This is a genomic window from Paenibacillus sp. J22FR5 (assembly GCF_059691975.1).
Map to the genome: position 1 here is coordinate 17,156 of NZ_JCAUAN010000022.1, position 25,731 is coordinate 42,886.

A 25,731-nucleotide genomic window follows, 5' to 3' on the forward strand; every position below is an offset into this window, starting at 1 on the left:
AGGATGGAGGAGTAGACATGAAGAGAAAACATATTTCCCTTACTTTGCTTATTGTGGTGTGTATGATGATAGTAGGAGGCTGCGGACAAAGCAAGCCTGCAAGAAGCTCGGCTCCAACCGATGGAAAGGCAATTAAAATTGGTTTAAGCGCTTGGCCTAGCTGGTTTCTATGGTATGTCGCCAAAGAGAAAGGCTTCTTTACCAAAAACGGCGTAAACGTGGAACTTGTATGGTTTCCCGTATATAGCGATTCGCTATCGGCGTTTGAATCGAACAAGGTTGATATGAACAGTTTTGCTTTAAGTGATGTGATAGCGCCGCTAGAAAAAGGGTTAAAGAGCCAAGTTGTGCTGATTAATGATAATTCTTATGGTGCGGATGGATTAGTGGCAAAACCGGGTATCAATTCGCTTGAAGATCTTAAAGGCAAAACGATTGTCACCGAAATGGGTACGGTCGATCACTTTTTTATGCTGCAAGCACTAAAAAAAGCGGGTTTAACGGAGAATGATGTGAAATTTACAAACATGGCGATTGCTGACGCAGGATCGGCTTCATCTCGGGCCAAGCAGATGCAGCTGTCATATGGGAGCCGTTCCTAAGTAAAGCTATAAACGAGGGCAAAGGTAAGCTCCTCTATTCATCTAAGGAAACACCAGGTCTAATCGCAGATGTATTGATGGGCAGCGATGATGTGATAAAAAACAAACCGGATCAAGTCAAAAAAATTCTAAATGCCTGGTATGATGCGGTCGATTATTATCAAAAAAATCCTGAAGAGTCGAAGGCCATCATGGCTAAAGCTGCAGAAACATCAGCAGATGAGTTAGGATTAGAGGGCGTAAAAATATTTTCTGTCGAAGATAATATTAAGGCATTTCAAGCCGGCAGCACGAACGTTTCACTGGCTCATACAGCCAAAGATAATGGAGAGTTTTTAAAATCGGTCGACATGATCAAGACAGTTCCCGATACATCCCATTTGATCAATAGCACGTTTATCGAAGAAATCCAAAAAGAAAAGAAATAGGGTGATTGATATGAGCGACAACGAACTGCCAGAAATTAAAATAAGCAATGAGTTCGCTTCAATCACAGTACGGAAGGTGTTTACACATAACGGAGAGCGTTTGGAGATTATTTCAAACGGTCTCGGCATACAGATTACGCTGGATGCTCTTCAACTAGAAAGTTTAACTTGGCAGACGAGCGATTTATTTTCCAAGCTGCTTTCAACGCCACGTGAACCTTTTAAGGTGGATAACGAAGATTAGAAACGAACTAGTGAGGAGGAGGTAATCAAGTATGACGATAAGTTTTATATAGACCGTGAGTATGAAATTGTTTATCCCCAAATAGATGTCGTATGTAAGCTAGTTGAAGAACTTCAGATTGGACATACCACTTTGACTTTCTACAAAGCGAGAGGGCATAATTCAGATGGCATCCTGACGCTCATTCAGCCATTAGGACTTTTAATCGCGGGAGATTATTTATCCGATATTGAGTTTCCTTTTGTATACGACAGCTTCGCTGAATATAAGCAGACACTCCGTACGCTTGATCGTCTGGTATCCGAAGATGCCGTTAAGCTGCTGATCCCCGGTCATGGTACGGTAGCGCAAGATAGACAAGAGATGAACAAGCGTATTCAGGATTCGCGACATTATTTGGATGTGGTCGAACAAGAAGCAGTAGCAGGGGAGAACGGAATGTTTAATCAGTTTTTTATAGAACAAGGATACCGGTATAAGATGTGCTTGGACAGAAGGCATCAAGATAATCTGCAAGTATTTAAAAAGGAAAAGGGAATTGAAGGGGTAACGCAGTACAGGCTAAGTCCGTAGACTCTGGTGGTTTGTAATGAAGAACGAACAATCGACAGGAAACGATTGCAGGAGTAGTTGCTTTGTAGCTGCTCCTCTTTCTTTCGTTTAAATCAGCTTCGAGAACAGAACATCGTCCCATTAAAAAAATGTGGTTGTGGTGTAAAGCTTTAATTAGAACTTTCCACCACAACATTAAAAAGGCAAAAGATGAATTAATTCAAACCTAAAAAGAGTTGCGAAATCAAGCTAGGACTAAAAACTCAATTTCTTCAGCTGAATGTTGTGAAAGGCGAAATATGAGTCTCACTACAACATATGGTCCATACCACTATGCAGCTAATCCAAACAATTTATTGATCCATTCAATATCGGAAACAGCAGGTGATATTTCAACCTGCTGTTTCCTTAGGTTTGGACTCGATAACCAGCATTGTCCATGACGAAAGCTCGTGCCGCAAAAAAACGGAGCAAGCTATATTTATCTCATAAAATGATAAGAATTTCGGACACCTTCGAAGGATCAGCCCCTTGACCGTTTGATGGCATTCGTTCAATCTCCAAATCCTTACCTTGACTTATATGCGCCGCAGAGGGCAAGGACGATTGGTCAGGATGAACAATCCTGGGATGCCGAGCTCGTCCGAAGCGTACCGTCACAAAAGAATTCCTGTCTCTCTGGCGCGTTCGATGGCTTGAGTCCGATTCCGGACGCCAAGCTTGGTGAACAACTGGTTATTGTATCCTTTCACGGTACCTTCGGAAAGACTGAGCTTTTCTCCGATTTGCAAATTAGTCATTCCTCGACTGATGCAGTTTAAAATGTCAATCTCCCGTTGAGAGAGCGTTTCAAGCAATTTTCCTTTTGAATGATCGCCTTCCGTCTCGAGGGTGGAGGATTCTTGCAACGAATCAAGTAAAAGCTGCAAATAAGAAGCATTTGGAGATTGATTAACAGAATGAAGTTTCGCTGATTTGAACAGCAAGCGGATGATTTCCTGCCCCTCGTCGAGAAAGAGTCGAATATAACCCTCAGGCGCCGCCAGCTCGATTGTTTTGTTCAGCAAGGATAACGCATGGCCGAGATCCCCTTTTTTGGCGTAAAGCACAGTCCGCAAAAGGTCCAACTCCAACAGATGTGCATACCGGTCTTCCACTGCCATTAATGCACGGAAGTCATCAAGCAGCTTTTCCGCTTCGGCCAGCCGATTTTGCCAAAGCAATACGCGAATCAAAGTGCCGTATTCATATTCCCGAGCTACGGATAGATCTCCTCTCTCTGTCAATCTGCTAATCCCCATCCACTCTGAAACGACTCCGCTTATTTCTTCCTTTAACGCTTCCCGTACTTGAAAGGCGAGAATCAAATCCTGCCAATGTATGTCGGCGCCGATATGCCTCATGCCTTCCTCCAGTCGTTTCCATTCTGCATGGAAACCTTCAGTGGATCGTATAGCCTTCATGATTCTGACTCTGACTAACATGGAAGGAATGAATACGCTGGCCGTCTTTGTTTGGTAGCCGCTGATAGCGCCAAGATCTGAGAAATGCAATGCTTTGGAAAATAAATACCGTTCATAGGCAATTTCCGCTAGCATAGCTGCATTATAGCCTTGTAAAGGTACTTTTTGTTCTTCAAAGACTTCTCGAAATCCGCCATACAAAACTAATGATTTGCTCAAATGCCCCCAAAAGCCGGATTGTCCCCGGGATATGAACAGTCTGCTTCCGGTATATTCCTCGGTTGCGGGATAATATCTGCCTTCGAGCGGAAGCATCGGCATGGCTTTCATGGCGGCGGCGATCGTTCCCTCCAGATTTTGGTTCGATATGGCTATAGCTGATTCAATCATATGCATTTCAATAGCCAACTGGCGTAAGCGTCTTGGAGATTCCACGGAAACATCTTGCAATTTGGAGGAAAGCATCTGCCAATCGGCTAATGCCAAATCGATCTTGCCGGTAACCGCATAAGTCCATCCGCGGACGACCGGAAATTCCAGATAAGCTGCATAAATCTCCTCGGGTATTTGCTGAAGCCACAGTTCAATCGTGGAGGTCCGTTTGCATTGGATAAGGGCCGGAGCATACTCGCCAATCCACTCAGCGGCAAGTTCCCAGAGGGAGCCGGCAATCGCATGGTTGATGGCTTCGTCCATCAGCTTTTTGGAAGCAAACCATTTTGCGGCCTTTTCATGTAGGAACTGTATTTCTTCCGGAAATTGTTTTTTTAATTGGTCATGCAAAAATTCACGAAATAGCAGGTGATATCGGTACCATTGCTCTATCGGTTCAATTTGCGTGATAAAAGCATTGGAGCGCCCCAACTGAGTTAGCAGCTTATGTGCATCCTTGCGTCCGGTTAAAACTTCGCATAGTTCAGGGCACATACGTTCGATTATGGAGGTGCGAAGTAAAAATAACTGTAATTCGCTTTCTATCGTCACAAGCAGTTTTTCATAAAAGTAATCGAAGACTTGCAAAAGGTTCGGATTGATTGCGTAAAGGAATTTTAATCCGGGTGTGATGGAAGCACGGGCTGCAATTACGCATAAAACGGCCACCCAACCTTCAGTAAGCTGATTCAATTCATGAATTTCAAGCCCCGATAAATGGTGTGCCCCCATAACGGAAAAAAGCTTTCGACACTCTTCTTCTTTAAAAGCGAGCTCTTCTCTCCCGATTTCATGCAGTTCACGATTGACTTTCAAGCGCCCAAGCGGGAAAGGAGCGGCACCCCTTGTAAGCATAATTATATGTACGGTGTCAGGAAGATGACGGATCAAATAGCTCATCGTCCGGTGGATGTCCTCCGATTGGATCAGATGATAGTCGTCCAATATAAGAACCAAGGGGTCATTAAGCATGCTCATTTCGTTTAATAATGGAATTAAAAGTGGGTCGGATATGTCCGATCCCCCGGATTGCAGCCATGCCCGTGACCTTTGAAAATAGTTCGGTATCGCTTGTTCCAAAGCGTGTACGACATGATTCCAGTAACGAACAGGATCGTTATCGGCTGCATCGAGGGACAACCATGCTGCCTTGCAACGAATCCCAAGAAGCCATTCGCAGACAAGTGACGTTTTGCCGAATCCAGCCGGAGAGGAGATGATTGTTAATTTGTGGTTTAATGACTCGTTCAGGAGATTTGCAATTTGAGGACGATATACAAACTCTTGGCGTAAGGGCGGTATTTTTAACTTGGATCGCACCAAATTGCTTCCGTTCAGATTACCGGTCATGGGGCACCTCCAAACAAAATGATATTGTTTCATGTATGAAACTTACACCGTGTTTACCTCTAATTATAGACATATTTCGACAATTATTCAATGTTAACTGACGTTAACTAACTTTAGTTAATTTAGTTTTGAGCGAAAAAATGGTAAAATCTTTTTGATGTACAACTTTAGAACTAGTTCTTAATACCTTATGACATATGTTGATTGGTATAATTGGGTTTTGTATCCAAGGGGGAATTCGAATGTTTACACTGAATGGATTTATCGGCAATAACTGGGATTATGCTTTGTTTGTTTTAGTGATGATGCTTGTCCTGCTAGGGATGAATAAATTTATGTATAAGTATTGGCAATCTTGGCGTGATAGACGCGGTTTGCGTACTGCTTCCGTTGCGATGGCAATCATTACGGCTGGGTTGTTGTGCGGAGGCTGGTTCTTCGTCAACAATGCAGAGAAGCGGGAATACGAACGTACAAGAGATACATTGGTCGGCAATGCGCCGATTCTGGCTTATGAGTTGTCGAAGCTGGGGCATGAGAAGATCGGTGTAATCACAGCGGCGAATGACCCGCAATACATGCATATGATGACAACCATGATCGACTGGATGCGTCTGAACCGCCAAATAAACAGCATTTACACCCTTCGCAGGCTGGGGGACGGACAAAAAGTGTTCATTCTCGGACCAGAAACGGATTATAACCGCAATGGATACATTGATGAAGATAAAGAATACAGGGTTCCCATCGGAACCGTTTACGAGGAACGGATTTTGGAGCTGGATGAAGCTTTTCATGGCAAACTTACATTCCAGTCTGAAGTGACTGAGGATCAGTGGGGGAAGACGATAAGCGCGTTTGTCCCGATCTTTGATTCGAACGGACGCCAGGATGCTGTGCTGGGGCTTGATTTTGACGGAGAGTTGTTTGTGAAAAACATAGCTTTGTCCCGGCTGGGCATTATTGGGATTTTATTTTTTATCCTATTAGTCTTGAACGTGGCTTTCATGGTACGTGTGTACTATTTCGAAGAGCGGCAATTCCGTCGTCATCAGGAGGAGCTGCGGTATCAAGCCTATCACGATTCGCTGACCGGGCTGCCGAACATTATGCAGTTTAGAGAACGGCTTCGGCAAATACTGAGCGAACTTCCCGGGCAATCTCAGTCTACAGCGGTGATGCTTCTGGATATTGACAGATTCAAAAATGTGAATGACAGTCTTGGGCATAACGTAGGCGATCAACTGCTGCTGCGATTTGCGGAGCGGTTGTCAGGCTGTTTGGACAATGATGACTTTTTGGCCCGTCCCGGGGGAGATGAATTTATGGTATTGATACAAAATGTCCGATCACCGGGGGATGTGTTGCGGAAGGCGGAAGCGATCCATGCCGTATTCGCTCAACCGATTGTAGTGAAGGAATACGAGCTGTATGTAACGTCAAGCATCGGGGCAAGCATCTATTCGATCGGCGGGACGGATGCGGACATGATGATGCGAAATGCCGAAACCGCCATGTACGTCGCGAAGGAACGAGGCAATCGCCTGCATATATATACCGAGGATATGAACGGGAAGCTGCTCGAACGTCTTTCTTTGGAGAATGACTTGCGTAAGGGAATCGAACGGAACGAACTTGTGTTGTTCTATCAGCCGAAAGTCGAAACGCGAAGCGGGAAATTAGCCGGGGTGGAGGCACTGATCCGCTGGAACCATCCGGAAAAAGGGATGATTCCGCCTGATAAATTTATTGGAGTGGCGGAGGATACGGGTTTAATTGTACCGCTCGGCGAATGGGTGTTGACGGAGGCATGCCGGCAGATCAAAGTATGGGAGGCAAAAGGCTTTCGTCCGAAACCTGTTTCGGTCAATCTGTCCAGCCGCCAATTTCAGAATAAAGACCTAATCGTTCGTATTCAGAACATCATTACGGAGTTCCGAATAAATCCCGCCCTTTTGGAGCTCGAATTGACGGAAAGCTGCATCATGCAAACGCCTGAGTTATCGAGCCATACGCTGCATCTGCTGAAGAAAAAAGGTCTGAGCATTGCGCTCGACGATTTCGGCACAGGATACTCAAGTCTTAGCTACCTACGAAGCTTTCCGCTCGATGTACTGAAGATTGACAAAGGATTCGTGAAGGATGCAGCGAGCAATCAGGACAATGCGGCAATTGTTACCGCCATTATCACACTTGCCCACAATCTAGGGTTGAAGGTAATCTGCGAAGGCGTAGAGACGAAGGAACAACTCGATTTTCTGAAGGATCGAGATTGCGATGAAATTCAAGGATATTATTTTAGTAAGCCGGTTCCTCCAGAGGATTTGGAGAAGTGGCTGGAACCAGCTCGCGATGAGGGTAACAGTCAAACAGCCATTATTTCCTGAGAAATACAGAGAAGGAGTAACCAATGAAAGGTTTATGGTGTCTCTTACAATCATATGTCAAAAGCAAATTCTTTTATCAAAACATTCAAGTCCGCAATCAAGAAACGGCAATTGTCGATGCCTATCCGTTCGTCGAGAGAGCAGAAAAGAACAGCGATAATGATCAGTTGCGCAGAAAGCAGCGTGACCTGGAGCATGCGCAGCAGATTGCCCATATCGGCAATTGGGAAATAGACCTGTCATCCAGAGAAATGACGGGTTCCAAAGAGTATTACCGGATTTTTGGAATCGCTCCGGAGACAAAGCTTTCCGAAGAAATCATCAAAGAGGCTATTCACCCTGACGATGTAGAGGCATTTTATGCAGAAATTTTGGCGGCAAGAGAAGTTAAGAGACCGTTTGAATTTACGGGCAGAATTTCCCGTCCGGACGGGGAGCCTCGGCATGTTATGGCCCAAGGAATCTGGCTGATGAATGATACGGATGAATGTACGCATGTTTTTGGCGTGGTTCAAGATATTACGGAGCGAGAGAAAACCGAACAGGAGCTTTTACAAACCAGAACGACTTTGTACGATACGCTGGATCGTCTGGATATCGTTCTTTGGGCCAGGAATTTTGAAACGAAACAGCTGCTGTTTATTTCAGAGGGGACAGAGAAGGTGTTTGGCATTTCCCAGGAAGACGCATACCATACGAGCAGTTTTTATCATATCGTACATCCGGATGATCGGCATATCCCGCAAGAGTATTTTTACAGTGGGAATCAGCATTTGGTTGAATACCGTATTTTTCATGGGCAAACAAGGGAAATGCGGTGGATTCAGACGCAATTGAGACGGGAAGAGGACAAGGAAGGTAAAGTAACCGCCATACATGGGATCTCAATTGATGTGACAGAGCGTAAAAGTGCGGAAGCCATGATAGAAGCCCAGAATGAAGTTCTTGGCTTGCTTGCTCTTGGAAAGCCTTTATCGGTAATCTTGCGGAAAATAGCGGAACAAACGAATGCCAAGCTGCCGAGACGGTTTTGTTCCATCATGCTAATTAACCAAGATCGGCGCATTTTTACCAATGGAGCCTCTCCGGGATTTCCTGATTCGTATATTCATGCTATTGATGGCATTCCTATCGACCACGCGAATATGTACGCGAGCAAAGCCGTACTTTCGAAGAAACCGGTGTTGATTGACGATATATTGGGCGATCCATTGTGGGAGCGTTCTCTATTCAAACAAACATTTGAAACGCATGGCATAAAATCCTGTTGGTTTTTTCCGGTCTTATCTTTTGATAACAAGGTTATAGGGGCGTACTCCTTATTTTCTCAAAAATCCGAGAGGCTGAATGCTTATGAGTATAAAATAATCGAAGCCTTTGTCCATCTTGCTTCTCTGGCCATTGAACGGAAAGAATCCGAAAGAAAGATTCGCAAACTGGCGTTCTACGATACATTGACAGAAATATACAATCGAGCCAAATTTGCTGAGCTTTTTCATGTTTGCATCAAAGAAGCTGAACAGGCGCAACAGAAAATTGCGTTGTTGTACATTGATCTGGATCAATTTAAATGGGTGAATGATTCGCTTGGACACGATACAGGGGATCAACTTCTTATCGAAGTGGCAAACCGGATGAAACGGTGCCTCAAGGAAGAGCAAATTCTCGCCCGAAATGGCGGGGACGAATTTACGATTCTGCTCAGAAACGTTCAGTCGAAAGAAGAGGCGTTGAACGCAGCAAAGAGCGTTATGGCTTGCCTTCAAGAGCCTGTTTCACTTTTGGAGCATGAGGTAAGAATCACAGCGAGTATGGGCATCAGCATCTATCCCGATCATGGATCAACGGCGAATGTACTGATGAAACAAGCTGATACCGCCATGTACCAGGTGAAATCGGAGGGAAGGAACAACGTGAAAGTGTACACTTCTTCCTACGACGATAAAAAGTACGATAAGTTTATTTTGCAAACTCAGTTTCATAAAGCTTTAGCTGAAAATCAATTCGTTCTTCACTACCAGCCGAGAATCGAATTAAAGACCGGAACGATTCAAAGTGTGGAGGCTCTCATCAGGTGGCACCATCCGGTTATGGGAGTCATCCCGCCTAACGATTTTATTTCACTGGCAGAAGAATCAGGATTCATCGTACCGCTTGGTGAGTGGGTGATAAGGAAAGCGTGCAGTCAAAATAACGAGTGGCAGGAAGAAGGCATTCCCCCGTTGCGGATTGCCGTAAATGTATCAGCGAAGCAGTTTCTTCAGGATTCATTTGTTTCCAGACTGAGCGAAATCTTATCGGAAACGGGAATAACTCCAGAGCTACTGGAAGTTGAGATTACGGAAAGCGCCCTAATGAATCATGAAGAGAAAATCATCACAAAACTTCAAGAGTTAAAACAAATGGGCGTTCATGTCTCCATTGATGACTTTGGTACAGGGTACTCGTCGTTAAATTATTTGAAGAACTTCGAAGTCAGCGCTTTGAAAATAGATCAATCTTTTATACGAGATCTCTACATGGATAGTAACAATATGGCGATTACGAAGATGATTATTTCTCTGGCCCATAATTTACACTTGGAAGTGATCGCGGAAGGCGTTGAAACGGAGCATCAACAAGAATTTCTGCTTCATAACGGATGCGAGCACGCCCAGGGGTTTCTTTATAGCAAGCCTTTATCAGCTAAAGAGATGGCGCACAAACTCCAATCTAACTTAATAACTTTTAAACAAGGAGATCAAATACCATGAGATTGATTCAAATTAGAGAATATCAAGAGCAAAGCATGCAGTTAGCCAAGCCGGTTTTCGACGCGAAGCGCCGGATCCTTTTGGCAGCGGGACATACGATTCATCCCAAATATCTGGATCGTTTAATAGAAATGGGGATCTCCTATTTGATTGTGGAGGATGCCGTATCGAAAGGCATTACAATGGATGAAATGCTCGATATGCCAACCTGGATGGATATCGTTGAATGTGTGAAGGAGTGTTTTGATGCTGTTTTAGTGAATAAACCCATTCCCGTGCAAAAAATATTTCAAAGCGCAGGCAAGCTTTTGGTCGAAGCGTCGTTGCGCCCGATCGTTATAGGCATTCCCTCATCTACCGTAACCAGTGATCTAAACATGTATGCGCACGCTGTAAACGTGGCGATCATGTCGCTGCAAATGGGGAAACAACTCGGATACAATGATCTAAAGCTCAGGGACCTGTTGGTAGGATGCCTTCTTCACGACATCGGAAAAGCCAAAGAAAAAAGGGTTGAAGCGCACCCGGAGGCCGGATTTCAAATATTGCGCAATATACGAGAGATAAGTTTGCTTTCCGCACATGTCGCATATCAGCATCATGAAACCCTGGATGGCACAGGATACCCCCGGTCTATATCCGGAAATGCATTTCATGAGTTTGCACAAGTTTGTGCCGTTGCCAATATGTACGATCACTTGGTATCTGATGGGCAGATGCCGCCTCATGAAGCTCTTGAGGTGATTATGGGTCAAAACGGCAGAACGTATTCGCAAGATGTAATTGGTGCATTTGTTAAGGCAGTCCCCATTTATCCGCCGGGCATAAAGGTGAGTTTGCTTGACGGGAGTGAAGCGATTGTAACTCGTATTGAGCATCATATGCAGAGACCATTTATTCGTTATTTGGCAACGGGTGAAGAAATTTCGTTAGCCGATCTGCCTACGATCATGATTGCAAGCAATGTTTAAAAAGCTGATTAGAGAACAGGGAGATGGTATAAAGATGGATATTTTGAAAACATTTCGAAAAGAAGATTTACACGTTAAAAATGGGGTCGTTTCTAAATTGTACGTGGTGGTTATTCTTTTGTATTGCTTCGGTATTCTTACACCCAATTACACAGCAGTACAAAAAATCGCGTTTTTAGTGTTAAGCGTATTAGCGCTAGGGATCTTTGTTTTCGGCCATTATAAACGAAAATTCACTGAATTATTGCCGTATATTGCCATTTTCAGCGTTTCAGGCCAGCTCCTTTTTTCCTTGATAACTCTGCCGAAACCCGGTACTCCTTTCGGCTTGTTTTTTATAATCGTTCTGGCTGCTATGTATTTGGACAAAATATTGCTTCTTTCGGGAATCGCAATTTCAACCTCTTTGATGGTATATGCTATGTTTATATCCAAAGCTATAAAAGCAGCTATTGGGACAGACTTGATATTTTCCTACGTAATCACCGTTGTATTATTGAGCGTTATGCTTTTTACCTTGGTAAGACAAGCAGGCATCATCCAGCAAAAAATGTTCAATGCACAGATCGAGACATCTCGATTGCTGGAGGCACAAAAGAAACAAGGAGAGAATCTCGAAGAGAATGTCGAGAAGTTCTCTAAGAATATGTCTGCGATTACGCAAAAAAGCGAAGAAAGCGGCGCATCGTTCAAGGAGATGAATCTGGCTTTTCAGGAAATCGCCGAAGGGGCGGCCAATCAGGCGGAATCCACGCTATCCATCAGCGAGTCTGTACAGAAGGCTAATCAGATGCTGGAGCAAATGTTTCAATCGCTGGGCGAGATTGGAACAGAAATTCAGGAGACGAGATCGGCAGCAAAGACTGGCAGGGAAACGGTGGAAAAGCTGCATCATACCACAACCGCACTTCAGGAGTTCTTTACCTCCACGGAGTCCAATATCGAGGATTTGGTCGGCAAAATCGATGAAGCTTCCGGCTTCAACTCCACGATCCAGGAAATTGCCAATCAGACCAACTTGCTATCACTTAATGCCAGCATCGAGGCGGCGAGAGCGGGCGAGCAGGGGCGAGGATTTGGGGTAGTGGCAACCGAAATCCGCAAACTGGCCGAAACGGCCGGCCAAGCAGCGTCACAAATTAAGCACGTGCTGTCGGAAGTGAACGGAAGCGCCGTGCATGTGCAGGTCAGTATACGACATACCACGGAACTAATAAGTAACAGCACCTTATCGATGGAAATTAAGCAAATGTTTATGCGCATTCACGATTCGATTCAGGAGATTGGCCGGCGTGCTGATGACCATATCGATCTTATGAGTGCTATCCGTACATCCTCCGTCTCGATCGAGGAGTCGACAGGAAGCTTCGCAGCTATTAACGAGCAGGCGACCGCCGCTTTAGAACAGCTTTCCGCTACCGTACACATGCTGCTGGAGCAAAACAATCAAGTGCTGACTTTGATTCGGCAAAACGATCTGGCAATGAAAGTACTGTTGATCGAAAACAAACAGTAACTGTCAGTGTTTTAGGCACTCAAGGAGGAAAATGAAAATGATCTCATTTAATGAAAATGTAAGTGATCTACTGGCATGCACCATTGATTCCGTGAAACAAGTCATGCATGTACCCGTCACGATTGGAGCGCCTTTTTTATACAGTGAAAAAGTTTTGCGAACCGGTATGTGTGTGTTGGTGGGTTTTACCGGTGATATTGCTGGACGGATGCTGATAGATGGGCATGGGGAGTCGTTTGGAAAGCTGGGGGAGACCATGTTCGGTATGGCTCTGGAAGGTGAGATGCTGCATAGTTTTGTAGGGGAAATCGCGAATATGGTGGCTGGAAGCATATGTACATTGATTTCGCAGAAGGGGCGGAAGGTGGATATTACTCCCCCGACCATTATGGAAGGTCAGATGAAACTGTTTGGTTTTGAAAAGGCCATTTCTGTTCCCTTGTCTATCGACCAGGTTGGTGAAATGAACATCATTTTATTATTAAAAGAAGAGAAGGCGGTATAAAAGATGGCGAATATTCTGGTAGTAGACGATGCGGCATTTATGAGAATGATGTTAAAGGATATCCTTACAAAAGGCGGCCATCAGGTTATTGGCGAGGCCGCCAATGGCATTGAAGCCATTGAGCAATATCGTAAATTAAAGCCCGATTTGGTGACGATGGATATCACTATGCCGGAGATGGAGGGCATTGATGCTTTGAAACAAATCAAGCAAGACGATCCGAAGGCAAAGGTCGTTATGTGTTCAGCAATGGGACAGCAATTAATGGTTGTTCAATCCATACAGGCGGGTGCCAAAGATTTTATTGTTAAACCGTTTCAGGCAGACAGAGTGCTTGAAGCGATTAAGAAGGCATTAGGTTAAGATAAGTCATTTGTAATAAGGAGATTGTACGCAATGAAACTTAAACAACGATTGTCTAAATTTAATGTCCTCGCGGTATTATCCAAGTTTCGACTAGTTAAAAGCAAACTGATCCTGGCTTTCGCAGTCATTCTGCTCGTTCCAAGTCTAGCTATCGGCGGGATTTCTTATACGACGGCAAAAAATAAAGTAGAAGACCAAATGAAGCTGGCTGCTACAGCGAATGTGAAGCTGCTGAATCAAACCATTTCGCAGATGATAGAAGCCCAATTGAAGAACATTGATTACGTGGCTCAAGAAATATCCGCCGGAGCGATTGGTTCTAAACAAACGAATTTGTTATCGCTGAACGCGGCCATTGAAGCGGCAAGAGCGGGCGAACACGGACGTGGATTTGCCGTGGTAGCGGGCGAAGTGAAAAAGCTAGCCGAGCAATCCTCCAAATCAGCGGAGCAAATTGCGGCCCTTATCCATGCTATTCGAGATGAGATCGGAAAAGCTCAGACATCCATGCAATCGGCAACAAAGGAAGTCGGCCATGGCATGGAAGTCGTTCATACGGCTGGCGGCTTATTCTCCGAGATTGAACGCTTTGTCAATGAGGTAAGCAGCCAGGTAGATGAGGTTTCGACCGCTGCTCAGCAGATTTCAACCGGAACGACGCAAGTCGTATATGCCATTGAAGGAATCGCAAGCGTGGCGCAAACAACCGCATCTGGGACCGAGAACGTGTCTGCCGCCGCCGAAGAGCAGCTCGCTTCTATGGAGGAAATTTCATCTTCGTCTGCTGCTCTGACCCACATGGCTGGGGAACTGCAAGAATTAGTTGATAAATTTAAGCTATGAGATCATTGATATGAAACCTGTATTTTTACGTACTACAAAAAGATTCCTGCCTCTCTGGCGCGTTTGATGGCTTGAGTTCGATTCCGTGCACCAAGTTTAGTGAACAACTGGTTGTTGTATACTTTCACGGTACCTTCGGAAAGACCGAGCCTTTCCCCGATTTGAAAATTGGTCATTCCTCGACTGATACAATTCAAAATGTCAAGCTCACGCTGAGTGAGTGCTTCAGGCAACCTCTCGTTTGCGGGTTGGTCATTCTCTTGAACAATAGCGTATTCTTGTGCCGCATCAAGTAATAGCTGCAGATAGGAAGCATTTGGCGATTGAATAGCACGCGGGAGCTTCGCTAACTTGAACAGTAAGTGGATGACATCGTACCCTTCGTCCAGGAGAAGGCGAATAAACCCCTCGGGTGCCGCCAATGCTATGGTCTTGTCCAACATGGCAAGCGCTTGGCGTACGTTTCCTTTCTTGCAGAAAAGCACCGCCTGCAGAAGGTCCAATTCCAACAGATTCGCAAACCGGTCTTCCACTGCCATTAACGCACGGAAGCTATGAATCAGTCTTTCCGCTTCCTCTAGCTTGTTTTGCCAAAGGAATACACGAATTAATGTGCCGTATTCGTATTCCCGGGCAACGGATAAAGCATCCCTTTCCGCCAAACGGTTAACCTGTTCCCATTCCGAAACAATGCTGCTTGTTCCTTCCTTTAATGCTTCCCGCACCTGAAAAGCGATAATTAAATGCTGCCATTGTGCGTCGGCACCGATATGCTTCATGCCTTCTTCCAGTCTTCGCCACTCTGTATGGAAACCATCGGGAGATTGAATGATCTTCATGATCCGTACACGGACTAACATTGCGCGAATGAAAGTGCTGGGTATCTTTCTATCATAGCCAAGGCTGGCGCCAATATCCGAATAATATAATGCGTCGGGAAACAAGTTCTTCTCATATGCAATCTCAGCCAGTGATGATGCATAATACTGCCACCTTGGGTTGTTTACCTTTTCACACATCTCACGAATTTTTGTGTAAAATTGAAAAGCTCTACTCAAACGGCCATTAAAACCGCGTGTCCGGTATATGAATAGCTCACTATTGATAAACACTTCAGTAATCATATGATAATAATTGGATACAACAGGATACAATAGAATGGTTTTTCTGGCGCAATTAATCGCTTCCTCCATATTTTGCGCACGCATGGCTATAAGTGCTTCAATAAGATACATTTCTACAGCCAACTGGCGATTGCGTAAGGGAGATTCCTCCGTTACATCACTCAACTTGCAGGTAAGCTCTTTCAAGTCAGATAAAGCAAGTTCATTTTTTCCGGTTATCAGATAAGTCCAGGATCGAACGATCGAAAGCTCTGGATATAGAGGGAAAACCATCTCAGGTATTTGGCGAAGCCAATACTCAATCGTAGAGACCAGATGATCTTGTAAAAAAGCCGGAGCATGCTCACTGAGCCATTCTGCCGCCAAGTTCCAGTTGGAGCTGGCAATCGAATGCTCGATGGCTTCCTTCATCAGCTTTTTGGAAGCAAACCATTTTGCTGCCCTCTCGTGAAGGATTCGAATTTCTTCCGGAAATTGTTTTTTTAATTGATCATGTAAAAATTCGTGAAATAGCAAATGATATCGGTACCATTTCTCTGAAGGTTCGATCAGCGTGATAAAGACATTTGAGCGTTCCAGATGAGCCAGCAGCGTTCGAGAATCATTGCGTCTAGTTAATTCATTGCATAGTTCTGGGCACATACGGTCGATTATTGAGGTGCGAAGTAAAAAAGACTGTAATTTGCTATCCATTGTCAAAAGCAGTTCTTCATACAAATAATCGAAGACTTGTAAAAGGTACGGATCGAGGGTGTCTAGGTATTTTAACCCAGGAGTACTGCTAGCTTGGGCTGCGATTACGCACAATACGGCAATCCATCCTTCGGTTAGCTGGTTCACTCCATCCAATTCTGTCTCCGTTAAGATACCTGCCCCCATAATGGAAAATAGTTGCTTGATCTCTTCTTCTTTAAAACAGAGCTGTTCTCTACCGATTTCGTACAGATCTTGCTTGATTTTCAAACGCTGCAGTGGGAGAGGAACCGAATCCCTTGTAAGCAAAATGATAGGCATGCTACGAGGAAGGTGGTGGATCAAATAGGCCATTGCCTGATGGATGTCCTCCGAGTTGATCAAATGAAAATCGTCCAGTACGAGTACTATGGGGTCTTTTAACATACTCAACTCGTTCAATAATGGAACCATAAGGGGCTCGGAGATATTCAATCCCCGTGTTTGTATGCATGCTCTAGTACGTAGGAAATATTCTGGTGCAACTTGTTCCAAAGCGGATAGGAAATGATTCCAGTAACGAACCGGATCATTATCGGCCGCATCGAGGGACAACCATGCTGCCTTGGAAGGACACCCAAGAAGCCATTCACAGACAAACGACGTTTTACCGAATCCAGCCGGAGCGGAGATGATTGTTAATTTACGGCTTAATGATTCGTTCAAGAGAGAGGCGGTTTGAGGACGATATACAAACTCTTGGCGTAAGGGCGGTATTTTTAACTTGGACTGCAGTACTTCGTGTCCGTTCAGATGATCAGTCATAGAATACCTCCTAACAACACGTTGCCATTTTTATGTAATAATCGATTGACGATTCCAGTAATTACATCAAAGTATAGACATATTTCGACAAAAATTCAATTGACCTAACTTTAGTTAATTATACTCTCTCTGTAAAAATGATATTATTTTCGGATATAGAACCAGAGAACTAGTTCTTGGAACCCAAAACCTACAATATCGGAGTTTCATATAAATCTAGGTTAATTTGAGCCCTTGGAGGTATACGTAATGGAATTAAGTCAATATTTGTCTATGTTCATCGAGGAGTCGAAGGAACATTTGCAGGCAATGAACGAAAATTTGTTGAGCCTGGAGATTAATCCTCAGGATATAGGCATCGTCCATCATATTTTTCGTTCCGCTCACACCTTGAAGGGAATGTCAGCGACAATGGGCTTTGAGGATTTGGCTTCCTTGACTCATGAAATGGAAAATGTGCTCGATCTTGTAAGAAACCATAAATTGGACATGGATCCGTTTATTTTTGATTGTATTTTTAAGAGTTTGGATTCGCTCGAAACGATGGTGGAAGACATTGTTCAAGGCGGTACGGGAAAAGCCGATGTCGCCGAGATCGTTGTGGCTTTGAAATCGATCGTCACTGGCGGCTATCACAAACAAGCGGAGACTTCTTCAGCTCCCGTAACAGCCAGCAAAAGCGTTTCAGGACTGGAAGTCGACCAATACCAGTATTCCGTCCTCCAGCAGTCTATTGACTCAGGCCATTTGGTCTTTTTCATCGAAGTCAGCTTACGAGAAGATTGTGTCTTGAAAGCAGCAAGAGCCTATATGGTATTCGACGTACTTGACCTTCATGGTGAGATCGTCAAATCAACCCCATCTGTACAGGATATTGAGCTAGAGAAATTTGATCGTTCAATTTCGGTTTATTATAGTTCGAAAGTCGATAAAGAAGCGCTTGAGAAAGAGATTCTGGGTGTATCCGAGATCGAGGCCGCAAATATCGTACAAGTGGACAAAGGCTCTCTTGCCGAAATGGTCCGTGGGTCTATATCTAGCTCGGTAACGTCGGAATTTAACGCTCAAATGGAAGCAGCCAAGCAAGAATTTGCATCCGCTTCAGCGGCAGTGGCCCCTGACTTGGAAGCTGGACGTAAGCAAGGCGCAGCGGCAGTGCAGCAAAATACAACTCCCGTGACCAATCGAACAATCCGTGTTGATATTGAGCGGTTGGATGCACTCATGAATCTGTTCAGCGAGCTGTTAATCGATCGTGGTCGTTTAGAGCAATTGGCTAGTGAAGTAAGACATGGCGCATTAAGCGAAACGGTTGAACATATGTCACGCGTCAGCGGCGACTTGCAAAACATTGTATTGAAACTGCGCATGGTGCCGGTAGATTCGGTATTTAACAGATTTCCCCGCATGATACGGGACGTAGCGAAAACCTTAAATAAGAAAGTCGATCTGGTGATCTCAGGAGCAGAAACGGAGCTTGACCGCACCGTAATAGATGAAATCGGCGACCCGCTGGTCCACCTTCTCCGAAACGCGGTTGACCATGGTATCGAATCGATTGCTGAACGCGTCTCATCTGGAAAAAACGAAACCGGTACAGTGCACTTGCGCGCCTTTCACAGCGGGAATCACGTATTTATCGAAGTGGAGGAAGACGGAGCAGGGATTCATCATGAAAAAGTGCTGCAGCGCGCGTTGAAAAACGGCCTTATCACACAAGATCAAGCTTCTAAAATGACTGAAAACGAAATCGCTCAGCTGCTCTTTGAATCTGGCTTCAGTACAGCGGACAAAATCTCCGACATTTCCGGTCGCGGCGTCGGCCTTGATGTGGTAAAGACGAAGATCCAATCGTTAGGTGGACATGTCTCCGTAGAATCGAGACTGGGCCATGGCTCGAAGTTCTCTGTACAGCTGCCACTGACCTTGTCGATCATTTCTGCGATGCTGATCCGTCTTGGAAACGAGAAATACGCGATACCCTTATCTTCGATCGTGGAAACGTCAGCCGTAGAGCAATCGAAAATTCGCCATATTCACGGCAACCGAATGATTGAGTTCCGGGGCATGGTCATTCCGGTTATCTCCTTGAGCGAAGTATTCGAGATGCCGGATTATAACGAGGCTAACGAAGCCGAGAAGGAAATGGTCATTATCCGCAATGGTGAGAATATTGCTGCATTAATGATCGATGAATTCATCGGTCAGCAGGAAATCGTGCTGAAATCGCTCGGGAGCTATTTGACCAATCTATTCGCTATTTCCGGCGCTACGATTCTTGGGGACGGGCAAGTCGCTTTGATCATTGATACGAACGCATTAATTAAATAATGATGCTAGGGACGGTGTTGTCATTCCGATTATCGAATTATCAGCAATTACAACACTTACAGATTAAAGAAATGGGGTTGTTTAGATGACAAAAAAACCATGGTCTTCACAAGAATTAGAAAAACTGATCCGACTATCCGCCGAGTGCCCACCTGTGGTTATTGCCAGAGAGTTATCTCGACCAGTTACATCGGTACGCAAGAAAATGCGAGATATCGGCTTAAGTTATGTAACCGACGAACAGTGGAATAGACAACAAATTCAATACCTCATATCAGACGAAGGAGGATCTTACAAAAATAACTTCAATCAATCATCCAAAGAAACGGATCTTGAATCTCAAGTTCTGAATGAGTTTTGGACCACGTTAGTTAAAATGGCGAGAATAGCGAAAAAAATGGGGAAGCGTATCGATGTGCTCACTTTTATCGCTATTTACCGTAAAATTCGAATTGGTGGTTAAGGGGTTTCTATAGCAGAAGTAAATTGATTACCAGGGAGGGTTTATTGATGTCAGAGGATAAAAAAGTGATCGTGTTTGCTCTAGGAAAAGAAGAATACGGTGTGGAAGTGGAAAAAGTAAAAACCATTGAGCGGATACAGCCATTGATTACTGTTCCTAAAGCGCCCGAATTCATAAAAGGAGTCATCAATCTGCGTGGCGTGGTTACGCCTGTTATTGATTTGCGCGGGCGTTTCGGTTTCACGGAAAGCGAATATACGGATAACACAAGGATTATCATTGTTGCCGTGGAGGATATTGAGGTGGGATTGATTGTCGATTCTGCTAACGATGTTATTGACATCGACTCGGATCATATTGACGACCCGCCTGCAATTGTCGGCGGGATTAAGGCGAAGTACCTACAAGGCATTGCCAAAGTCGGCGGCAACCGTTTGCTTATTTTGTTGAACCTTCAAGAGGTCTTGAGTAAAAGTGAGATCATTGAACACATATAAAAGGAGGCTTTTAAAATGAAAAAAAAACTACGGTCGTCCCGATTCAATGTCCGTTCAGTACTGTCCAAGCTCCGATTGGTTAAAAGCAAACTGATCCTTGCTTTCGCGGTCATTTTGCTTGTCCCCAGCCTAGCAATCGGCGGGATTTCTTACAATACAGCCAAAAGCAGAGTGGATGACCAATTTAAGCGGACCGCTTCTGGTAATCTTGATTTGCTGAATCAAACGATTACGCAAATAATAGAAGCTCAACTGAAGGATGTTGATTTCTTGGCGGAACAAGTATCCGCAGGAGTGATCGGCTCGAAACAGGGGAACGGAGAGCCGAAACTCAAAGAAATGCTCGACAAGTATGAACAACTTCATCCCGAGTTAGACGCTGTCACTGTGGGAACAGATGAAGGGGAACATGTGGTTTTTCCAACTACGATCAAAAACCCTCCTGATTATGATCCAAGGGTAAGACCGTGGTATAAACAAGCTATAGAGAGCAAAGGGAAGGTCATCATTTCGGAACCGTACGTATCGCTGGCAACAAATAATCTCACGGTGACCATAGCAAAGACAGTATATGACGATCATGGTGTTGTGGGAGTGAATCTTAGCCTGAAATCGATGGCTGATCTCGTAAAAGGAACCCAGATAGGCAATAAAGGATTTGTATCAATCATAGACGCACAAAGAAAAACTTTGGTTCATCCTGTAGCAAAAATTGGAGACGTAAACAAAGGGGCACTGATTGATCGTATATTTGCTTCCGATTCAGGTGAACTTGAGTACATAAGTCCCTTCGATGGAAAAGCCAAAACACAGTTCTTTACAACGAATAAATCAACCGGATGGAAAATATCGGCAAGCTGGTATCAAGATGAAGTGACACAAGAAGCAGCTCCTATTTTCAAAAGAACATTACTTGTGATTGCTATAGCCATGCTTGCAGGGGTAGTCATCGTGTTCGTTATTGTTCGTTCCATTACATCTCCGCTCCGTGTTTTAAACGATACGTCCCGGAAAATCAGCGAGGGCGATTTGTGCCATCGGGCGCATATCAAGTCGAAAGACGAATTCGGCCAGCTTGGAGCCAGCTTTAACCTTATGGTGGATTCGCTGCGATCCGTCCTAGTTGAAGTCAGCGAATCATCCAATCTATTGGCTGCTTCTTCGGAGCAGCTTTCAGCAAGCGCAGAGCAGACCGCCAAGGCTACCGAACATATTGCGGGAGTCGTAGAACAGATGGCGGATGGAGCCAATGAGCAGGTTCATACCGTAGTGGAAAGCGCCAAGACGATCCATGAGGTATCTGAGAAAATCCAGGAAATTGCGGCTAGTACGCAGTCGGTCGCCGACACGACAACGAAGGCGGCAGAAAAGTCGTCGGAAGGCGGACGTGCGATACAGACTGCCGTAGGACAAATGAGCTCTATCAGCGGCTCGGTCGACGGATTAGCGCAGGTTATTACCCGACTGGCCGATACTTCCCAAGAGATTGGCCAAATCACGGGAGCGATCACGCAAATCGCTCAGCAAACGAATTTGCTCTCGCTGAACGCGGCTATTGAAGCGGCCAGAGCGGGCGAACACGGACGCGGATTTGCCGTAGTGGCGGGTGAAGTGAAGAAGCTTGCTGAGCAATCCTCTAAATCGGCAGAACAAATTTCGACTCTGATTCATGCCATTCAGGGGGAGATCGACAAAGCTCAGGAATCGATGCAATCGGCAACAAACGAAGTACATGTGGGAATAGAAGTCGTGCAAACGGCAGGCGGCTTATTCTCTGAGATTGAACGTTACGTCGATGAGGTGAGCAGCCAGGTGCAAGAGGTAACCGTTGCCACCCAACAAATATCAGCAGGAGCAACGCAAGTTGTAAAAGCAATTGAAGGGATCGCCGAAGTCGCACAAACAACGGCATCTGGGACTGAAAATGTGTCTGCTGCAGCAGAAGAACAACTGGCCTCTATGGAGGAGATTTCATCATCATCCTCAGCATTGACACACATGGCAGGGGAGCTTCAAGGATTAGTAGAGAAATTTAAATTGAACTGAATCATGACTTAAATTGAATATACACCGTAAAACTGAAAGGATGTCCACACATGAAATCAATGAAAATGCAGCTTATGCTTCTCCTTTCTTTGATCGCACTAATTCCGTTAGTACTGCTGGGGTTTATCAGCTATCAATACTCTCGTGGATTACTGAAGGATGAGCTTTCCAACTCTGTACAAAAGGAGCTTGAGCAAGTAGATAACACCTTCGGTACGATGTATAAAAGCATTGATGAGGACTTACAGTTTCTAGCTCATATGTCTGTTGCCTCAAAAGCGGACAAAACGGTAACGACCTTTTTCGATAAAAAGGGTGATCATATCGAACCGAAACAAGAGCAGAGTCGCGGCATTGAAGGAGATATTTATCGTGAGTTCGATCGCTATGCGAAATACCATCCGGATACTACCTATGTATATATGGGGACTAAAGATGGCGGCTACATTCAATGGCCTAACGATCCGATGAAGGGTGGCTATGACCCTCGCGAACGTCCCTGGTATCAGCAATCCATCAAAGATCCTGAAGGTAACAAACGATCTGCTCCTTACAGCTATGATAGTCCAACCGGGATTTCGACGATCGTCAGCACAACGACTACGGTAAAAGACGCGCAGGGTAATATCATTGGGGTCATGGGACTAGACCGTAGTCTAGCTAAATTATCGGAGATTGTGAAAAATATCAAAATTGGCGAAACCGGTTATGTGTTCATGTTTGACGAAAAAGGAACCGTGCTCGCCCATCCGAATAGCGAAACGACGTTCTCTACTTTGGAGCAGTTAAACAACGGGACGGCTGTTACGACGAAAACAAAGCAGCCCATTTCGTTCGAAATATCTGACTATTCTTCATTAATGAAGCAAAGCAGTGGATTTTTTGAAATGAACATGGAAGGGAAGCCTTCGTACGTCATCCTTTTTACTTCTAAATCAACAGGTTGGAAAATGGCCGCTGTTCTCAATAAAAGTGAGCTGCAAAGCTATACAGATACGTTGAAATGGAGAATGATCCTCGTTGGAGCCATGATTATTGCTGTAGTGATTCTTCTAGGGTTCTTTATCGCCAGATTGATCGCTCACCCCCTCCAAAGACTTCAACGGGCAGCGAACCGAATTGCTGCTGGCGACCTTTCCGAAACGGACTTGTCCATTAAATCAAACAAAGAAGTCACTGCGCTGGCCGGCGATATGATGTCCATGACCAACCATTTGCGAACCATGCTAAGCAGCGTGTCGGAAACTGCAGAACAAGTTGCCGCAACTTCACAGCAGCTAACAGCTAGCTCAAGCGAATGCAGTAAAGCAAATGAACAAGTGACGACATTAATTCTAGATGTTTCCGATGGGGCCAATAACCAAATGAGGCAAACAGAAGAAATACGTGAAGTAACGTTGGGTATGGCTTCACAAATGGATTTAATCACCGATACTCTCGCGAAGGTTAACTCGTCGATCGCACATTCCTCGAGCACAGCCGACGAGGGCAATGAAATGATGAAAAAAGCGAAAAATCAGATGGAATCAATGAATAGCCAATCGCAGCAGTTGCAGGAAGTAGTCGGTACACTTGCGCAGAAAGCCGCAGATATTGGGGGAATCATCTCTTTCATTACCCAAATTTCCACACAAACTAATTTACTTTCTTTGAACGCCAGCATTGAAGCCGCAAGGGCAGGGGAAGCGGGTAAAGGATTCGCTGTAGTTGCCGGTGAAATTAGAAAATTGGCCATGCAAACGTCGGATTCTACAGATCAGATCAAACGTATTATTGAAGAGATACAGCAAAGTTCCACACTTGCATCATCTGTTGTTAAAGAAGGAAGTGTTTCGACGAAACAGGGAATACAATGCATTGAAGATGCCGATTCGACTTTCCGCAATATATGGAGTGCTGTGAACGATACTTCAGTACAAACGCAAAAAGTAACCGAGGCCATACAACATATGAATAGCAATATGCAGACTATGGTGGAATCGATTGAGAAGATCGTAAGTATTTCCGAAATGTCCGCGAACCATTCCGCAGGGGTGGCAGCCTCTTCCGAAGAACAGTTAGCTGCAATGGAAGAAATTACGGCTGCTTCTGCTGTATTGGCTCAAATGGCGCAAGATCTGTTGGGGGAAATGACGAAATTCAAATTTTAACCGAACTCTGCTATAATGCAACATGGCACTTTTATCGAATAAAGGGGGCGTGGTGAAACATGAGGTTATTACCGCTCAGGTCTTGCCATACGGGGATGAAATTGGCCAGACACATTCATAATGAAAATGGTCATGTGTTACTTTCCGTCGGCATGGAATTGACGACCAGTTTAATTGAAAGACTGTCCCATTATGGTATTGATTATGTGTACATCCATGACCCACGAACGGAAGATATAATAATCGAAGATATCATTAGCGAAGAAACGAGAATTCGTACGATTCAAGAGGTTAAGACTACTTTTAAAAAATTGATGAATGATGCCGGGAATAAGCGTTTGGTGCAATTTGGTAAGTCATTTCGTCCACTTATGAAGGATATTATTGATGATTTAAGCCGCCATAAGGACGCCATGATTATGCTAACGAATTTAAGCATCACCGATCATTATTTGTTCCAGCATTCACTCAATGTGTGCATTTATACGACGATGCTCGGACTAGCCCATGGCTATTCTAAGGAAGAGTTAATGGTTCTGGGCTTAGGAGCATTACTTCATGATATCGGAAAAACAAAAGTTCCTCTGGATATTTTGAGGAAACCAGGAAAACTTACGGATGCAGAGTTTTTAGCAATAACCAAACACGCGGAATACGGATATCTCTTGCTGAAGGATGAACCGAACATTCCCATTCTTGTCGCCCATTGTGCCTATCAGCATCACGAAAGAATCAACGGCGGCGGATACCCGCGTGGTATATCCGGAACAGACATTCACGAATATGCACGATGGATCGGCTTGGTCGATTCCTACGATGCGATGACTACTCATCGGGTTTACCGGGCTCCCATGCTGCCGCATCAGGCTATGGAGATTTTGTTTACAGGAGCAGGAGAGCTGTATGATCATGAAAAACTATCGTTGTTTCGCGATAAAGTCGCCATCTACCCGATTGGTGTCACCGTGACGTTGGATACGGGAGAAACGGGAGTCGTCGTCGATTTGAACGTCTCTGCTCCATACCGTCCGGTTGTTCGTGTGTTTGAGGATGAAGTTGGCCAAGTGATCATTCCTTACGAGATTGATTTATCCAAAAAATTAAATGTAATGATCGTCGCAGTTGGTTGAAGTAAATAAGACAAATCGATGTCTTTTATGCTAACGTGAAAGAGATTGAGTCAGATGTTACACGCAGTAGCAAACGCTCCT

Annotated in this window: 19 protein-coding genes; 17 read left to right on the forward strand and 2 right to left on the reverse strand. The window is 44.6% G+C overall.

What is annotated here, in order from left to right:
* The first annotated feature begins 17 nt into the window (after positions 1-17).
* From AC58P7_RS23325 to AC58P7_RS23340, 4 genes are all read left to right on the forward strand, one after another.
* Positions 18-602, forward strand: a complete 585-nt coding sequence (locus AC58P7_RS23325) for an ABC transporter substrate-binding protein (protein ID WP_497347142.1) — start codon at positions 18-20, stop codon at positions 600-602.
* Between the two features lie 8 nt (positions 603-610).
* Positions 611-1,030 (forward strand): ABC transporter substrate-binding protein, encoded by a 420-nt coding sequence (locus AC58P7_RS23330; RefSeq protein ID WP_497347287.1) that lies wholly within the window; start codon positions 611-613, stop codon positions 1,028-1,030.
* Between the two features lie 10 nt (positions 1,031-1,040).
* Positions 1,041-1,274: a dihydrodiol dehydrogenase gene (locus AC58P7_RS23335; protein WP_497347144.1), complete on the forward strand. Its 234-nt coding sequence runs from the start codon at positions 1,041-1,043 to the stop codon at positions 1,272-1,274.
* A 132-nt stretch (positions 1,275-1,406) separates the two neighbouring features.
* Positions 1,407-1,847 carry a hypothetical protein gene (locus AC58P7_RS23340; protein WP_497347146.1) on the forward strand — a complete coding sequence of 147 codons (441 nt, stop codon included), beginning with the start codon at positions 1,407-1,409 and terminating at the stop codon, positions 1,845-1,847.
* Between the two features lie 635 nt (positions 1,848-2,482).
* Here the strand turns inward: AC58P7_RS23340 and AC58P7_RS23345 are convergent.
* Entirely contained in the window at positions 2,483-5,071 is a 2,589-nt protein-coding gene (locus tag AC58P7_RS23345) for a winged helix-turn-helix domain-containing protein (RefSeq protein ID WP_497347148.1), read from the reverse strand.
* A 242-nt stretch (positions 5,072-5,313) separates the two neighbouring features.
* On the opposite strand from AC58P7_RS23345, the gene AC58P7_RS23350 reads away from it, so the two are divergent.
* The 7 genes from AC58P7_RS23350 to AC58P7_RS23380 are packed head-to-tail and all read left to right on the forward strand — an operon-like array spanning position 5,314 to position 14,412.
* Positions 5,314-7,458 (forward strand): putative bifunctional diguanylate cyclase/phosphodiesterase, encoded by a 2,145-nt coding sequence (locus AC58P7_RS23350; protein ID WP_497347150.1) that lies wholly within the window; start codon positions 5,314-5,316, stop codon positions 7,456-7,458.
* 23 nt (positions 7,459-7,481) lie between these two features.
* Positions 7,482-10,211 carry a bifunctional diguanylate cyclase/phosphodiesterase gene (locus tag AC58P7_RS23355; RefSeq protein ID WP_497347152.1) on the forward strand — a complete coding sequence of 910 codons (2,730 nt, stop codon included), beginning with the start codon at positions 7,482-7,484 and terminating at the stop codon, positions 10,209-10,211.
* Positions 10,208-11,182 (forward strand): HD-GYP domain-containing protein, encoded by a 975-nt coding sequence (locus AC58P7_RS23360; RefSeq protein WP_497347154.1) that lies wholly within the window; start codon positions 10,208-10,210, stop codon positions 11,180-11,182. Before AC58P7_RS23355 ends, AC58P7_RS23360 begins: the two co-directional genes overlap by 4 nt.
* A 34-nt stretch (positions 11,183-11,216) precedes the next feature.
* Positions 11,217-12,698: a methyl-accepting chemotaxis protein gene (locus tag AC58P7_RS23365; protein ID WP_497347156.1), complete on the forward strand. Its 1,482-nt coding sequence runs from the start codon at positions 11,217-11,219 to the stop codon at positions 12,696-12,698.
* Between the two features lie 37 nt (positions 12,699-12,735).
* On the forward strand, positions 12,736-13,203 hold the full coding sequence (locus AC58P7_RS23370) for a chemotaxis protein CheX (protein WP_497347158.1): 468 nt from the start codon (positions 12,736-12,738) through the stop codon (positions 13,201-13,203).
* A gap of 3 nt (positions 13,204-13,206) precedes the next feature.
* The gene (locus AC58P7_RS23375; RefSeq protein WP_497347160.1) at positions 13,207-13,566 is read left to right on the forward strand and encodes a response regulator; all 360 of its coding nucleotides are present in this window, start codon (positions 13,207-13,209) and stop codon (positions 13,564-13,566) included.
* A 33-nt stretch (positions 13,567-13,599) separates the two neighbouring features.
* Positions 13,600-14,412, forward strand: coding sequence for a methyl-accepting chemotaxis protein (locus AC58P7_RS23380; protein WP_497347162.1), 813 nt, complete (start codon positions 13,600-13,602; stop codon positions 14,410-14,412).
* A gap of 32 nt (positions 14,413-14,444) precedes the next feature.
* Here the strand turns inward: AC58P7_RS23380 and AC58P7_RS23385 are convergent, their stop codons facing one another.
* On the reverse strand, positions 14,445-17,033 hold the full coding sequence (locus AC58P7_RS23385; RefSeq protein ID WP_497347164.1) for a winged helix-turn-helix domain-containing protein: 2,589 nt from the start codon (positions 17,031-17,033) through the stop codon (positions 14,445-14,447).
* 249 nt (positions 17,034-17,282) lie between these two features.
* On the opposite strand from AC58P7_RS23385, the gene AC58P7_RS23390 reads away from it, so the two are divergent.
* From AC58P7_RS23390 to AC58P7_RS23415, 6 genes are all read left to right on the forward strand, one after another.
* Positions 17,283-19,364 carry a chemotaxis protein CheW gene (locus AC58P7_RS23390; RefSeq protein WP_497347166.1) on the forward strand — a complete coding sequence of 694 codons (2,082 nt, stop codon included), beginning with the start codon at positions 17,283-17,285 and terminating at the stop codon, positions 19,362-19,364.
* A gap of 85 nt (positions 19,365-19,449) precedes the next feature.
* The gene (locus tag AC58P7_RS23395; protein WP_497347168.1) at positions 19,450-19,827 is read left to right on the forward strand and encodes a hypothetical protein; all 378 of its coding nucleotides are present in this window, start codon (positions 19,450-19,452) and stop codon (positions 19,825-19,827) included.
* Positions 19,828-19,874: 47 nt separating this feature from the next.
* The gene (locus AC58P7_RS23400) at positions 19,875-20,324 is read left to right on the forward strand and encodes a chemotaxis protein CheW (RefSeq protein WP_497347170.1); all 450 of its coding nucleotides are present in this window, start codon (positions 19,875-19,877) and stop codon (positions 20,322-20,324) included.
* Between the two features lie 15 nt (positions 20,325-20,339).
* Positions 20,340-22,370, forward strand: a complete 2,031-nt coding sequence (locus AC58P7_RS23405) for a methyl-accepting chemotaxis protein (protein WP_497347172.1) — start codon at positions 20,340-20,342, stop codon at positions 22,368-22,370.
* 50 nt (positions 22,371-22,420) lie between these two features.
* Positions 22,421-24,520: a methyl-accepting chemotaxis protein gene (locus AC58P7_RS23410; RefSeq protein ID WP_497347174.1), complete on the forward strand. Its 2,100-nt coding sequence runs from the start codon at positions 22,421-22,423 to the stop codon at positions 24,518-24,520.
* Between the two features lie 59 nt (positions 24,521-24,579).
* Positions 24,580-25,650 carry an HD-GYP domain-containing protein gene (locus AC58P7_RS23415; RefSeq protein WP_497347176.1) on the forward strand — a complete coding sequence of 357 codons (1,071 nt, stop codon included), beginning with the start codon at positions 24,580-24,582 and terminating at the stop codon, positions 25,648-25,650.
* The last annotated feature ends 81 nt before the right edge of the window (positions 25,651-25,731 follow it).

Bases quoted from the DNA above. Each gene is read 5' to 3' on its own strand.
- AC58P7_RS23325 (WP_497347142.1), top strand. From the start codon at position 18: ATGAAGAGAAAACATATTTCCCTTACTTTGCTTATTGTGGTGTGTATG.
- AC58P7_RS23335 (WP_497347144.1), top strand. From the start codon at position 1,041: ATGAGCGACAACGAACTGCCAGAAATTAAAATAAGCAATGAGTTCGCT.
- AC58P7_RS23345 (WP_497347148.1), bottom strand. From the start codon at position 5,071: ATGACCGGTAATCTGAACGGAAGCAATTTGGTGCGATCCAAGTTAAAA.
- AC58P7_RS23350 (WP_497347150.1), top strand. From the start codon at position 5,314: ATGTTTACACTGAATGGATTTATCGGCAATAACTGGGATTATGCTTTG.
- AC58P7_RS23355 (WP_497347152.1), top strand. From the start codon at position 7,482: ATGAAAGGTTTATGGTGTCTCTTACAATCATATGTCAAAAGCAAATTC.
- AC58P7_RS23360 (WP_497347154.1), top strand. From the start codon at position 10,208: ATGAGATTGATTCAAATTAGAGAATATCAAGAGCAAAGCATGCAGTTA.
- AC58P7_RS23365 (WP_497347156.1), top strand. From the start codon at position 11,217: ATGGATATTTTGAAAACATTTCGAAAAGAAGATTTACACGTTAAAAAT.
- AC58P7_RS23370 (WP_497347158.1), top strand. From the start codon at position 12,736: ATGATCTCATTTAATGAAAATGTAAGTGATCTACTGGCATGCACCATT.
- AC58P7_RS23375 (WP_497347160.1), top strand. From the start codon at position 13,207: ATGGCGAATATTCTGGTAGTAGACGATGCGGCATTTATGAGAATGATG.
- AC58P7_RS23380 (WP_497347162.1), top strand. From the start codon at position 13,600: ATGAAACTTAAACAACGATTGTCTAAATTTAATGTCCTCGCGGTATTA.
- AC58P7_RS23385 (WP_497347164.1), bottom strand. From the start codon at position 17,033: ATGACTGATCATCTGAACGGACACGAAGTACTGCAGTCCAAGTTAAAA.
- AC58P7_RS23390 (WP_497347166.1), top strand. From the start codon at position 17,283: ATGGAATTAAGTCAATATTTGTCTATGTTCATCGAGGAGTCGAAGGAA.
- AC58P7_RS23395 (WP_497347168.1), top strand. From the start codon at position 19,450: ATGACAAAAAAACCATGGTCTTCACAAGAATTAGAAAAACTGATCCGA.
- AC58P7_RS23400 (WP_497347170.1), top strand. From the start codon at position 19,875: ATGTCAGAGGATAAAAAAGTGATCGTGTTTGCTCTAGGAAAAGAAGAA.
- AC58P7_RS23405 (WP_497347172.1), top strand. From the start codon at position 20,340: ATGAAAAAAAAACTACGGTCGTCCCGATTCAATGTCCGTTCAGTACTG.
- AC58P7_RS23410 (WP_497347174.1), top strand. From the start codon at position 22,421: ATGAAATCAATGAAAATGCAGCTTATGCTTCTCCTTTCTTTGATCGCA.
- AC58P7_RS23415 (WP_497347176.1), top strand. From the start codon at position 24,580: ATGAGGTTATTACCGCTCAGGTCTTGCCATACGGGGATGAAATTGGCC.